At 37.6% G+C, this 12,770-nt stretch carries 10 protein-coding genes; 6 read left to right on the top strand and 4 right to left on the bottom strand.

Annotated features, from left to right (window positions below):
• Positions 1 to 30 precede the first annotated feature (30 nt).
• Together H6G75_RS16925 and H6G75_RS16920 are read right to left on the bottom strand one after the other, a co-directional pair.
• On the bottom strand, positions 31 to 882 hold the full coding sequence (locus tag H6G75_RS16925) for a metal ABC transporter ATP-binding protein (protein ID WP_190981186.1): 852 nt from the start codon (positions 880 to 882) through the stop codon (positions 31 to 33).
• Positions 883 to 1,032: 150 nt separating this feature from the next.
• Positions 1,033 to 2,091, bottom strand: a complete 1,059-nt coding sequence (locus tag H6G75_RS16920) for a metal ABC transporter substrate-binding protein (protein ID WP_190981185.1) — start codon at positions 2,089 to 2,091, stop codon at positions 1,033 to 1,035.
• A 1,002-nt stretch (positions 2,092 to 3,093) separates the two neighbouring features.
• Between H6G75_RS16920 and H6G75_RS16915 the strand changes: the two genes are divergently transcribed.
• A complete protein-coding gene (locus tag H6G75_RS16915) occupies positions 3,094 to 4,014 on the top strand; it encodes a lipid kinase (protein ID WP_190981184.1) in 921 nt (306 codons plus the stop codon).
• A 108-nt stretch (positions 4,015 to 4,122) separates the two neighbouring features.
• Positions 4,123 to 4,728, top strand: coding sequence for an exopolysaccharide biosynthesis protein (locus H6G75_RS16910; protein WP_190981183.1), 606 nt, complete (start codon positions 4,123 to 4,125; stop codon positions 4,726 to 4,728).
• A 394-nt stretch (positions 4,729 to 5,122) separates the two neighbouring features.
• Here the strand turns inward: H6G75_RS16910 and H6G75_RS16905 are convergent, their stop codons facing one another.
• Entirely contained in the window at positions 5,123 to 6,067 is a 945-nt protein-coding gene (locus tag H6G75_RS16905; protein WP_190981182.1) for a lysylphosphatidylglycerol synthase domain-containing protein, read from the bottom strand.
• Between the two features lie 115 nt (positions 6,068 to 6,182).
• Between H6G75_RS16905 and H6G75_RS16900 the strand changes: the two genes are divergently transcribed.
• From H6G75_RS16900 to H6G75_RS16885, 4 genes are all read left to right on the top strand, one after another.
• Positions 6,183 to 7,016, top strand: a complete 834-nt coding sequence (locus tag H6G75_RS16900) for an alpha/beta fold hydrolase (protein ID WP_190981181.1) — start codon at positions 6,183 to 6,185, stop codon at positions 7,014 to 7,016.
• A gap of 9 nt (positions 7,017 to 7,025) precedes the next feature.
• Positions 7,026 to 8,003 (top strand): esterase family protein, encoded by a 978-nt coding sequence (locus tag H6G75_RS16895; protein ID WP_190981180.1) that lies wholly within the window; start codon positions 7,026 to 7,028, stop codon positions 8,001 to 8,003.
• An 80-nt stretch (positions 8,004 to 8,083) separates the two neighbouring features.
• Positions 8,084 to 8,986 carry an esterase family protein gene (locus H6G75_RS16890; protein ID WP_190981179.1) on the top strand — a complete coding sequence of 301 codons (903 nt, stop codon included), beginning with the start codon at positions 8,084 to 8,086 and terminating at the stop codon, positions 8,984 to 8,986.
• Positions 8,987 to 9,107: 121 nt separating this feature from the next.
• Positions 9,108 to 10,778: a phosphatidylglycerol lysyltransferase domain-containing protein gene (locus H6G75_RS16885; protein WP_190981178.1), complete on the top strand. Its 1,671-nt coding sequence runs from the start codon at positions 9,108 to 9,110 to the stop codon at positions 10,776 to 10,778.
• Positions 10,779 to 10,836: 58 nt separating this feature from the next.
• On the opposite strand, the gene H6G75_RS16880 is transcribed toward H6G75_RS16885, so the two are convergent.
• Positions 10,837 to 12,597, bottom strand: coding sequence for a serine/threonine-protein kinase (locus H6G75_RS16880; RefSeq protein ID WP_190981177.1), 1,761 nt, complete (start codon positions 12,595 to 12,597; stop codon positions 10,837 to 10,839).
• Positions 12,598 to 12,770 lie beyond the last annotated feature (173 nt).

Raw genomic sequence — 12,770 nt, 5'->3', positions numbered from 1 at the left:
ATCGGGTTAATTTTGCTAATTGCTACTACTTTAAGATTTAGAATTATGTCCGTTGTGGCTTGAGGGAATTTTTCTGAGAATATCGGGTAAATTGTCTTGCATTTGATGGCGTAACGAAGTACCTGCGTTAGCAATCAAAATGCGATCGCTTTGATGAAATACCACCATTTCTGCACCAAATGTCTGCTTTAAAATTGCAGGTGTAAACACATCACTAGGTTCACCTTGGGCAATAACACTGTGATTAAAACACACTACCCAAGGTAAATGAGTCGCTACCGAATTCAGGTCATGGGTAGAAAGTAGAATTGTTAAACCTTGTTGATTTAGTTCCGCTAACAAATGTAATAATTCGTGCTGCACCCGTAAGTCAGAACTGCTGGTTGGTTCATCTAAAAGGACAATTTCTGGTTCACCAACTAGCGCCCTAGCAATAAATACCCGTTGCTGTTGTCCACCAGATAACTCACCAATGGGGCGATTGGCGATGTGTGCTACTCCTACCCGTTCTAACAAAGCTTTGGCAGCTACGCGATCGCGGTATGATGACCAAGGTAAAAATTGCTGTTTGCGATAACGCCCCATCATCACTACTTCTAGTGCAGTTACCGGAAAATTCCAATCTACTGTTTCTACTTGCGGGACATAACCCACTTTTGGCGGCGCGGTTCCCGGTTTTAAACGTTTTCCACGAAACCAAATTTCTCCCGCCCAAGGTTTAACTAACCCTAATATGGCTTTAATTAGAGTAGTTTTACCGCTACCAGAAGGCCCCACTAAACCAGAAAGTTGCCCAGGATATAAGCTCAAATTGACATTCGTCAACACTGGTTGAGTTTGGAAACCACAGGTAAGATTTTTAATTTCTAATATTGTTTCCATACAAATGAAGTAATTGAAGTATGAAGTGTGAAGTGGGGGATGAGGGAGACAAGGGGGACAAGGGAGACAAGGAAGCAATCTTTCTACCTTGTCTACCCCCTCTACCTTGTCTACCCTCTCTACTTTGTCTACTCCTCACTCCACACTTTGTTATTTATTAGCCGTGGTAGCTGGGCCGACGACATTGGTAGTATTTAGCTTGTCAACTAATTGAGGATTTCCCCCCAGATTTTCGGCAATGATTCGCAAGTTATTTGCCATCATGCCAATGTAAGTATGTTGGGGATTAGTATTTTCTATGGCATTAGCTGATCCCGTTCCTGGTAATTCATCATCAGAGGTGTTGGCTATTTTGACTTTGGCTTCTCTGGCAATTTGTTCTTCAACTTTGCTAGGGTAGACTTCTGAACCAAAAATTGCAGGTACACCAACTTTGCGAATTTGATCGATGAGTTTAGCAACATCTTGGGCAGAAGGTTCTTTAAAATCGGAAGGTTGAATTGCACCGATGACTTCAAAGCCATATTCTCTAGCCCAGTAAGCCCAAGAGTCGTGATATGTTAACAGTTTGCGATTTTTAGCAGGAATACTCGCCACAACTTCACGGGTAACTTTGTCTAATTCGTTCAGGCGTTGCAAGTAGTTATTTAAATTTTTCTCGTAGTATTCTTTGCCTTCTGGATCTAACTGAGTTAACTGTTTGGCGGCTAATTTAGCGTAAGCCTCTGCATATTTGGGGTTTACCCATAAATGAGGATTGGGGTCTCCTTTTTCTTTAGGAAAGCTAAAATCATAAATCCATTGGGCTTCTGTGATGGTGTTGTTACCAAGTTCATAAATATTGGTTTCTTTGGGTTTAGAAGTTTTTGCGAGTTTTTCTGTTGGGGCTTCTAAACGTAGTCCATTGACGATAATCAAATTAGCTTTGGATAACAAATCAGCATCACTAGGGCGCGGTTCAAAAGTGTGAGAGTCACTACCTTCAGGAATAATGCCTTTAACTTGAGTGCGATCGCCTGCAATATTACTCACAATATTCGTGATCGGTGCAACTGTTGTCACAACAGTTAGTTTACTTTTGGTTTGACTCTGAACAGGTTGTGCAGTCGCACCAGTATCACCAGAATTAGGAGACACTGTTGTATTTTGAGGTGCATTGCAAGCTGTTAGTGACAAACTAAGTATTAATAACCACGCAGATGTTTTCATTACTTAAATATGAGTAATTTTTTGGGTGTGAAATCATCCAATAGTAAATATTTTCCTCCTAGTTAATACAATCCCCCAATAGAGGATTTCTCTATAACTTTTAGCTTTTTTTAACATCTTGGTTGTTTTAGGATTAATTCTGTCTTAAAAACCACATATAAGTTCCTTCTTAAGATAGATGTTTCGAGAAAATAGCAATATCTTTCAAGATAAATCTAACCCAATAAAAATTATTTGGGCATAATATTACAACGATTTTACTAATTAATAAAAAATATAATGTTTGATAATTTAGGTATTTAATTTCACCAAGTTTATTGGGTTTTAATTTTGATTAATATTTAAAATAATTATTATTCCTATAAAACTTATTTTTTCTTAATATTTAGCAACTATTATTTGCAATGTTAAATAAATTTTGGGTTAATGAGGTACAAGTGTAAAGTCCAAAATTATGTAGAGACGTTAGATTACAATTTTATTTGGGATATGGATCAGAGATATTTAAGGGACAAGATAAATAGATGTTTGTAAATATTGGAGGATGGCTGTATTTGAAATCTCTACAATATTTAACGGGCAAGCAAACTGCTTTGATTCATCCTGCATTTATCCAACAGCATTTTTTCAATTAGATATATTTGAAAAAGTGATACATCAACAGTCATCATCAATGCTATTGTAAATTTTATAACTTCTTGCCTAAATAAAATCAGTAGGCTTTGTCGCTCAAAAATATGAGTCCGACTGACAACTTACACACTAAGTAGAGAACTTAGACGAATTTAATATTTACTTTATAATCAACCTTTAATGATTGCTGATGGCTAATAAATCTAAAATACTTTCATAAATAGTAGTTTGATTACATTATTCCCTAATGTATTTATTATATAATTAAATAAGTTTATGCAATAAATCATAGATTACAAACATCAAAATAAACTGAGCAATTCAAAGAAATATACTTACATATTTTTTTATTTAAATTAATTAAATTATATGGAAGCTGATAATTGGCAACAAACAAGGCAAAGGTCAATACCAGTAAATTCCCGGGCTTTACTATTAGTTAATCGTCATGCCCGTCAAGGAGAGCAAAAATTACGAGAAGCAACTCATTATCTGAATAAACTTGGCTTTAAATTAACAGAAGAATCTACCGAAAATCCCAAACATCTTTCAGAAATTATTCGTCGTTATCAACATGAAGTTGATTTAGTAATTGTGGGTGGTGGTGATGGAACTTTAAACGCCGCAGTGGAAGCTTTAGTAGAAACACAATTACCTTTAGGAATTTTACCTTTAGGTACTGCCAATGATTTAGCTAGAACATTAGCAATTCCCAATTCCTTAGCAGAAGCTTGCGAAATTATTGCCTATGGAGAATTGCGCCGCATTGATTTAGGGTGGGTAAACGGGAAACATTTTTTTAATGTTGCCAGTATGGGATTGAGTGTCAAAATTACGCAAAAACTCACAAAAGAAAGAAAACGCCGTTGGGGAGTATTAGCTTATATTGCCACTGCATTACAAGTAATTTGGGAGTCTCGCCCCTTTAGTGCTGAAATTAAAATGAAGGATGAATCCTTTCGTGTCAAAACTGTGCAGATTGCGATCGGTAACGGTCGTTATTATGGTGGTGGTATGGCAGTGGTTCACGATGCCACTATTGATGATCAAAGATTGGATCTCTACAGTTTAGAAATAGAACACTGGTGGCAAATCGTACCCTTATTACCAGCAATGCGCCAAGGTAGACATATTCACTGGCGGAGTGTACGGGCGCTGCAAGGACAAATATTTGAAATTTATACTCGTAAACCACGCCCAATCAATACGGATGGTGAAATTACAACTTATACTCCTGCCAGTTTTAAAGTCATACCCAAGGCAATTACGGTTTTAGTACCGCCAATATAAATCAGGGAGTAGTGTTTTCTATATTCCCCACTCCCCCAATATTCAAATTGACATTCGATATACTAAAAAAAGCTGGGTCTTGTGACAATTCACTCTAACTCGTGCCAAATGCCTCTGAGATTTTCGCAAGAAATTAAATCCTTGCTACAACGCTTATCTAACCACCACTTAACTTTAGGTGATATTTTGGCAGAGACTGCGGAACGAGGTTTCAGCCTAATAATAGCTTTATTAGTTTTACCTTTTTTGTTTCCGATGCCGCCAGGGTTAGCTGGGCCTTTTGGTGCTGCTTGCTTGCTGGTTTCTATGCAGATGGTTTTTGGCAGGCGATCGCCTTGGCTACCAAAACAAATCGCCAGATATCAATTTCCCCGTCCATTTGCCCAACTTATCTTAAAAAATCTCCAACGTCTCACCAAAATAGTTGAAAAAATTACCCGTCCGCGCTTAAAGCGCATCGCTAGTAATCCCTTAACTTGGCGACTGAATGGGTTATGTATTTCTTGGTTAACAATCTTGTTAATGTTACCCGTACCTTTAACAAATCCGATTCCAACTATTGGTATATTACTATTAGCAATTGCCACTATTGAAGCTGATGGGTTATTGATTTGTATTGGTTATATAATTACTGCTTTAATTACTTCTTTTTTTGCATTTCTTGGCTATGCAGTCTGGTTAGCACCTGGGTTATTACCTGCTATTTTCAAATAACACCAATTCTATAAATAAACCCATCAGACTGTAATTTTGTTTGGTGATATACAAATAAAGCCACCTAACCTATCGGTAACAGCAAAGCCGAACACTGGCTAATTATATGCTTATTCATATCAATTTGAAATAAATAAAAGCCCTCAGTGAATAACTGAAGGCGAGAAATTAATAAGGGTGCATCTACTACTACTTGTGTTTACAGATAAATAGTAACTGTATCCGGAAGGATATAATATTTTGTCAGGATTTAGATAAAATATCACGGTTATTGCAAATATTTATATGGCTTTTACTAGACTGTCGATGTAAATATTTATCTGCGTTCATCCTCTTTACTCGGTGGTTAAATTGATCTATCTGTACTTCACCAGTACGAGAATAGCTATATTATCTATTTTTTGATGAGATATTGTGTACCAAATTTAATTTCGTCAATTATTAACAAAGCTATTGCGAATACCAATGGTAAAAAATAGTACACCCCTCGATAAGCCAGCATTGCAGCTAAAACTGCCGCGGCCGAAATTTTATTCGCAAGCATCAATAAAATTACTGTCTCAAATACACCTAAACCTCCAGGCACATTACTTACCACACCTGCAAACATAGCGAGTAAATAAATACCTAAAAAATCTAAATAGTTAAAAGGTATGTTAATAGGTAATAAGCTATACAGCACGGCTGCGGCAAATATCCAATCAAGGCTAGAAATAATTATTTGCATCAGAGATATCTGAAAAGATGGCAAGCGAAATTCATGGGTGCGAAAAATTAAAGGTCGGTGAATAACTAGACTACTGATTAAATAAATCACAATCAAGCTAAGAAATATCCAACCGAGAGGACGCGCAGTGGTAAATGGTAAATGTAGTTGTGTGGGAATCACTAAAGGGTGAATCAAAAAAAGTAACCCAGCAACAGTAAACATTCCCAGCCAGAATGTGAAATTCACAAAAGCGATAATTTGAGCGATCGCAATTTTTGAGACTTGCCATCTAGAATAAAAACGATAGCGAATAGCACTACCAGTCAGCAAAGCAAAACCGATAGTATTGCTAAAACTAGAACTAATAAAGTTAGTCAAAGCAATTTTTTGCCATTGTAGGGAACGATGAAGATAAGCAAAGCCTAAAATATCGTAACCAAGCATGACTAAATAGCCCAACGCTGTGAATTCAACAGCCCAACTCAAGCTTTGTAGTGGAATTGAGGCGATCGCACGCAGAATATCATGGTAATTATACTCGCGCAGTTCGTTGGCGATCGCCCAGACAGAAAGTGCCAGCAGCAACAAGCCAAATAAAGAACTTATGTTTAGTTGCAGCTTTTTGTGCATTATTTAAATCCTAATTCGCAAATTTTCCATTACCTTGACACAGCATTGTCATATCACAAGCTTAAGCTTTGAATGTACAACATAAAAGTTTAGATCAGTAATGTAGAAATTTTCCATGACAGATGATGAATGTTTTATAGATGCTTTAATTGGTTCCTCAATTCATCTGCGGCGAGGAGTAAATTTACAAGTTTGCCATAGTCCAGGTATGACTCCGGCGATAGTTTTTATTCACGGCGGAATGGGCAATCATTTTAACTTTAGAAACCAGTATGAATTTGCCCACAATCAAGGCTTGGAAGTTCTCGCTTATGATTTGGCTGGACATGGAAATTCTAGTCGTTACTCGCGCTATTCTATTGGGCGACATTGCCGAGATTTAGGGCGTTTGCTGCACAAGTTTGAGATTCAATCACCTGTGCTTTGCTGTCATAGTTACGGCGTTCCTATTGGTTTAGAATTTGCCCAACACCATAGCGTGAGTGCGATAATTGCCATTGCTGGTGGTACTCATGATTTAGCACCTTGGTGGGAAATTCCCCTGATGAAATTGATGGCTTGGGGCGGGAGACATCTTTACCATTTACCAAGTGTACAAGTTTTCAATAACTTTCTTTCTACTTCTTACCGTCACAAAGTTATGGAAAGGTTTTTTGCGGAAAATCCTGTACCTACAAATTTTGATGCGTACAAAGCTTTAGAAATTTTTTGGGATTATAACTTTTTTGTCCGTCATACACTACCAACTAATTTGCATATTCCCACTTTGGTAATTACTGCGGGAAAAGACCCGATGTTTACTCAAAAAATGGGAGATGAATTAACAAGTCATTTTGTGAATAGCACTCATTTACATTTCGCCGAGGCTGGACATCTGGTTATGGCGGAATGTGCTGAGTTAATTAATCAGGCGATCGCAAATTGGTTAATACAAAAAGTTTATTCTTAATTGTTCAATATGAATTACACAAAAATCTTAGTAATTTTAATTTCGTCATTGACTTTAGTTGTTTGTAACTATTCCCAAGGTATAGCTGTGAAAGCAACAAAAATAAAAGTTTCTCTTTTACCAACCCAGCCAAATATTGACAATTTAAAAACACCTTTAACTTATACAATCGAATCTTACGATAGCCAAGTCATGGCAGGAAAACGCACTTATGGAGTATCTTTACCCCCTGGTTATGAACAAAATCCTCAACAACTTTATCCGGTAATTTTTCTTCTCCACGGTGGTCACGGTGAACCAATTGATTGGTTTAGCGAAAAGAAAGGACAAGCTTTAAAAACCCTGACCAAACTATACACTACAGGTAAATTACCACCTAGCATTATTATCACGCCTGATGGCAATGACAAACGCGGTTCTAGCCCCTATTTTGACCCCCAATATATCGACGGCCCCAATGGAAAAGTTGCGACAGCCGTAGGAGATGAACTGGTGAAGGTAGTGCAGCAGCGTTATCGCACTTTACCTAATCCTGATTTTTGGGCAATGGGAGGATTATCTTCTGGTGGTTGGGGTGCAATGAATGTGGGATTGCACAATTTACAAAACTTTTCAGTTTTATTTAGTCATAGTGGCTATTTTAAAGATAAAAGTGGCCCGCAAAATAGCCCTATTATTTATATTAAAACTCTGCCAACCCAAGCCAAAAAAAGATTACGAATTTATTTAGATTCAGGCACATCTGACACTGAAGAACTTGATGATGCTAAAGAATTTTCGCAAGTACTGAATCAGCAAAAGATTTACAATCTATTACAGCAGTTTCCTGGTAGTCATACTTGGCAATATTGGCGAGAACATTTAGCTGATTCTCTAACATTTGTGGGTGAACAGTTTCGGATTGCGGAAATCGCCCATGCTGCTGATAATTTAGGAGTTTATCAGCAGAACCAACAGAAATTAAATAATTCTCTTATCAAAAATTAGATTGAAATTTATGAATAAAAACATCCTTGATTTCTCAAATAAATCAGGAACATAGTAATTTATTCACAGTTGACAAATTTATGAAAATTCCGAAATTATTTTTGAGTTTAGCAGCAGCGATCGCTATTCTCACAGGCGCTGCATATTATTATGTTTTTATCTTAGGCGCACCGCAATTAGACCCGCCCCAACAACAAGCGGATACAGGCTTAAAATTTCAGCTAGAAACATTCAACTCCCAAGCTATGGGTACAGTCCGTCAATATGGCGTGATTTTACCGCCTAACTATCAAAAAAATTCCAAAACCCGCTATCCCGTGATTTTCTTATTACATGGTGGTCATGATGATGCGCGTGCCTATGCTGATAAATATGCCATCATAAATGTACTACATGAATTGTATAAAACTGGCAAATTACCACCATCAATTATTATTACTCCCGATGGTAATGATAATCGTGGTTCTAGCCCTTTATATGACCCTGATTATTATGACGGGACAAATGGCAAAATAGGGACTTTAATTGGTACAGAATTAGTCCAGGTTGTTAAGTCACGTTACCGGACTCTAGAAAACCCTGAATTTTGGGCGTTGGGTGGTCTATCTTCTGGTGGATGGGGTGCATTTAATATTGGGTTACGCTATCTCAACAACTTCAATATATTATTTAGTCATAGCGGTTACTTTACCGATAGTAGCGGGGCGCAAAATAGCCCATTACAAATAGTCCAACAGTTATCAATTACCGATAGAAAACGACTACGTATATATCTTGATGCGGGATTGAATGATCAGAATTTTTTGGCTTCTACTAAAACTTTTCATCAAACCTTAAATAAGCTAGGTATTGCTAACGTTTTCTATGCTTTTCCTGGAGGTCATGGTTTATCTGGTGCAGATGTTGGTTGGAATTATTTTCACAAGCATTTAAAGGATTCTCTGGCTTATGTGGGAGAACAATTTAAAACATTTAAAAAATAAAATAATCCAAAATTCATAATTGAGCAGGAATTCTGATTAATTAATGATTTTGAATTCTTAAGCATAAATCATTAAACGTAAGTTGACGCTGATAAAACATATTGATTTAAGTTGAAAGCTGATGAATAAAGATTTAAGAATTCAGATTGGACTTTGGAGTGTCGGTTTCTTAACAGGGTTAGTCGGCGTAGTTAATGTTTTATCCGCAGTTACACCCACCCTGTATGGTCGCAATTATTGGCTAAAAGAATTTTTACCCTTTGAAATTCGGGTTACTGGTCATGTATTTGCTGCCTTAACAGGGTTTATATTATTAACTTTGGCAACTAATTTGTTACGTCGTAAGCGAGTTGCTTGGCTATTAACTATTGGATTACTAGTTATTTCGATTTTGAGTCATTTAATCAAAGGGTTAGATTACGAAGAAAGTATATTATCAGGGATTTTACTAGTACAATTGATTTTGATGCGCCATGTGTTTACAGCCCAATCAGACCGACCTTCTATTGCTAGGGGTGTGCGAGTTTTAATGGGAGCGTTGCTGTTTACCTTGGCTTACGGCACAATCGGATTTTATTTATTAGATGGCAAGTTTACAGAAAATTTTAGTTGGAAGAATGCCCTAATTCAGACTTTAGCAATGTTTTTCACAGAGGATAATTGGGGCTTACAACCAAGAACTAGATTTGGTGAATTTTTTGCTGATTCTATTTATATTATTGCTGCCAGTACAATTACATTTGCTGTGGTGATGTTATTACAGCCTGTATTTTTACAGAATCCAGCAACTTTGATTGAGCAGCAAAAAGCCAAAAAAATAGTAGAAGATTATGGATGTTCTTCGTTAGCTGCAATTACACTTTTAAACGATAAAAGTTATTTTTTTAGTCCTTCTGGTAAAAGTGTAATTGCTTATGTACCAAAAGGGCGAGGTGCGATCGCCCTCGGAGATCCCATCGGCCCCATTGAAGAACGCCAAGAGGTAATTGTCAGTTTTCAGCAGTTTTGTCAGTGCAATGACTGGTATCCGGCTTTTTATCAAACCTCGCCCGATGACCTTGACTTATATATCTCTCTGGGATTTAGAATACTGAAGATTGGCGAAGAAGCGATCGTTGACCTAAAAAACTTTACTCTCCAAGGGAAAGCCGGAAAGAACTTTCGCCCATCAATTAATCGTTTAACTAAACTCGGCTATCAAGTAAGTTTTTATCAACCACCAATAAATCATGACTTATTACATCAACTCAAATCTGTCAGCGATGAATGGTTAAAGATGGCGCAAGGTTCCGAAAAACGCTTTTCTTTAGGATGGTTTGATGAAGCTTATCTGCGAAATTGCGAAATTGCGGTTGTGCATACACCTGATGGTGGAATTGCAGCTTTTACTAATATTTTGCCAGAGTACCAACTGAATGAAATTACCATTGATATGATGCGGCATCGTGCCTCAATGGAAAATGGAATGATGGATTTTCTGTTTACTTCTCTGCTTCAGCACTTTCAAGAAAAAGGCTACGACAGCTTTAATTTTGGCCTGTCCGCCTTAGCTGGAGTCGGTGAAAATTCCACGTCACGCCGCTTAGAAAAAGTGCTGCGTTATCTTTACGAACACTTGAACGGCTTTTATAACTTCCAAGGCTTACACGCCTACAAAGACAAGTTTCGTCCTAATTGGGAACCCCGTTATTTGGTTTACCCAAGTTTGACAGCCTTACCTGATGTAGTTGTAGCATTAATTCGCGCTGATTCAGGCGATCGCCTCCTTGATTATTTCAAACCAGGAGCGTAGAAGCAAGACAAGGGAGAAAGAGTTTTGCCTTTTTACTTTTGCTTTTTGCCTTATTCTACTAGCGAATATTTACTTCTTGTAGTTGATAGTCGAAATGAGAATTGATCAGTTTAGTTGTATTTTTTTTAGGTGAATCTACATCAAATGCTAATTCTTGAGTGCGAGTTTGCCAACGTTGCTTTTGAGTGTATTCTTGCAATTTAGCTTGCGCTTGAGCATATACTTTTGTGTTTTTGGGAATTTGGCGCAGAAATTTAACCGCACTATCAAAGTCGCCAAAAGCTGCTTTTTTATAAGCATTTTGTAAAAAGTAAGCAGCTCTAATCTGTCGTTTGTGATTATACTCGGTCAATTTTCTCTGGACAATCGCCCCAGCCGAACTTTCTTGGGGAATTTGGCGCAGATATTCTAAGGCGCTGGAAAAATCTCGCGCTTCCGCCTTTGCATAAGCTTTCGCTAGTAAACTTTGGCTTTGGCTTTCGAGATTAACTCTGGCTTTTTGTACGAGTAGTTGTGTTTTGGATTGCCAATATAAAATATCAGGAACTAGATTAGCTGTTTTAAAAACATCAGACCATCTACCCTCATTCAAAGCTTGTTCCGCTAATAAATATTGTTCCGCAGCTTGCAGCCATTGTTTTTGCCAAACTTCAATGGTGGCTTGTACTTCAGGATAAACATTACTATAGGATGGAATGGATTTAGCTAGAGCGATCGCACCTTGTAAATCTCCAGCTTGATAGTTTTCCGTCGCTTTATATAAAGTTTCGTTTTCTGAATATGCAGGCGAATTATTCAGTAAAGAATAAACACCAAATCCCATCAATAAAGAATTAGCCGCTAGTCCAATTTTCATCCCTGTCATCAGGGGTGCCAATTGATCGGTGGTGAGATTTTTCTGAGTCTCATCACTCGTTCTTACCAGTTGTGATGGCTCATAATTTTGTATTGGTAACACTTCCGATAGCTGCGTTTCGCGGCGCATTTGTTTGAGGATACGCAATACCTCACCCGCCGACTGAAAGCGTTCTTGAAAATCATAGCGGATCATTTGGCTGAGAATAGCAGCTAAATAATCACTCACCGGAGTATCTGGTAAACGCCAAATAATCTGATTCGTTTGGGGATCAACTTTAAACTGTAACGGTTCTAAACCTGTAAGCGCCTGAATAGCAATCATCCCCAAAGCATAAATATCACTATTAGGTCGTGTTTGACCAATAAATTGCTCTGGTGGAATGTAACCCAAAGATGTTACAGGAATCCAATCTATTGGCAATTCTGTATCTAAAGAAAACTTCACCGACTGGATAGAACCAAAGTCAATTAAAACCAGCTTGCCATCAACACAACGTCTAATTAAATTTTCTGGTTTGATATCACAATGAATCACACCTTGAGAATGCACAAATTCTAAAATGTGCAAAACATCCTCTAAAAATTCCACGACCTCACTTTCAGTCCATAAACATCCCCATAGTTGATTGATGGGTAGTTCGGCTGTTAAATCATGTCCTTCTACAAACTCTTGTACCAGATACAATCGCTCATGTTCTTCAAAGCAGGCAATGAGTTCTGGAATTTGGGGATGGCTACCCAGACGCTTGAGAGTTTCTGTTTCCGTCAGGAAATGTAACCTTAAAGTTTCTAAATAGCTGGCTTGGCAATTGTGAGTTTTCAACTGCTTCACGACGTATTTAGGGTTTTCTGGGTATTCAATGTCAATAGCAGTATATGTCTGCCCAAATACCCCTGCACCCAAACTTTCAACGATTTGGTACCGTGATTGTAGTACTTTACCGATCATGTAGTGGCTCATAAGCTGGTTACTTAGTAAGTCCGTATATAACTTTTCAGACATTCCCTGATTGTTTCCGGATGTCCTGCAAAATAATTACCTGAGCTTTACTTAAGGTTGTCCTAGCTTATTAATTTTTACGTATTTTTATCCACAAATTCAACTTTTTTTGCTATTTGCACTACACATCAATC

Origin of the sequence: Nostoc sp. FACHB-280, assembly GCF_014697615.1 — a bacterium.
Classification (GTDB): Bacteria; Cyanobacteriota; Cyanobacteriia; order Cyanobacteriales; family Nostocaceae; genus Nostoc_B.
The sequence above is the reverse complement of the archived record's forward strand: the minus strand, read 5'-3'. Positions and strand labels throughout refer to the sequence as shown.

What these genes read in the sequence shown, in the direction of transcription:
- H6G75_RS16925 (WP_190981186.1), bottom strand. Translation starts at nt 882, where the DNA reads ATGGAAACAATATTAGAAATTAAAAATCTTACCTGTGGTTTCCAAACT.
- H6G75_RS16920 (WP_190981185.1), bottom strand. Translation starts at nt 2,091, where the DNA reads ATGAAAACATCTGCGTGGTTATTAATACTTAGTTTGTCACTAACAGCT.
- H6G75_RS16915 (WP_190981184.1), top strand. Translation starts at nt 3,094, where the DNA reads ATGGAAGCTGATAATTGGCAACAAACAAGGCAAAGGTCAATACCAGTA.
- H6G75_RS16910 (WP_190981183.1), top strand. Translation starts at nt 4,123, where the DNA reads ATGCCTCTGAGATTTTCGCAAGAAATTAAATCCTTGCTACAACGCTTA.
- H6G75_RS16905 (WP_190981182.1), bottom strand. Translation starts at nt 6,067, where the DNA reads ATGCACAAAAAGCTGCAACTAAACATAAGTTCTTTATTTGGCTTGTTG.
- H6G75_RS16900 (WP_190981181.1), top strand. Translation starts at nt 6,183, where the DNA reads ATGACAGATGATGAATGTTTTATAGATGCTTTAATTGGTTCCTCAATT.
- H6G75_RS16895 (WP_190981180.1), top strand. Translation starts at nt 7,026, where the DNA reads ATGAATTACACAAAAATCTTAGTAATTTTAATTTCGTCATTGACTTTA.
- H6G75_RS16890 (WP_190981179.1), top strand. Translation starts at nt 8,084, where the DNA reads ATGAAAATTCCGAAATTATTTTTGAGTTTAGCAGCAGCGATCGCTATT.
- H6G75_RS16885 (WP_190981178.1), top strand. Translation starts at nt 9,108, where the DNA reads ATGAATAAAGATTTAAGAATTCAGATTGGACTTTGGAGTGTCGGTTTC.
- H6G75_RS16880 (WP_190981177.1), bottom strand. Translation starts at nt 12,597, where the DNA reads ATGAGCCACTACATGATCGGTAAAGTACTACAATCACGGTACCAAATC.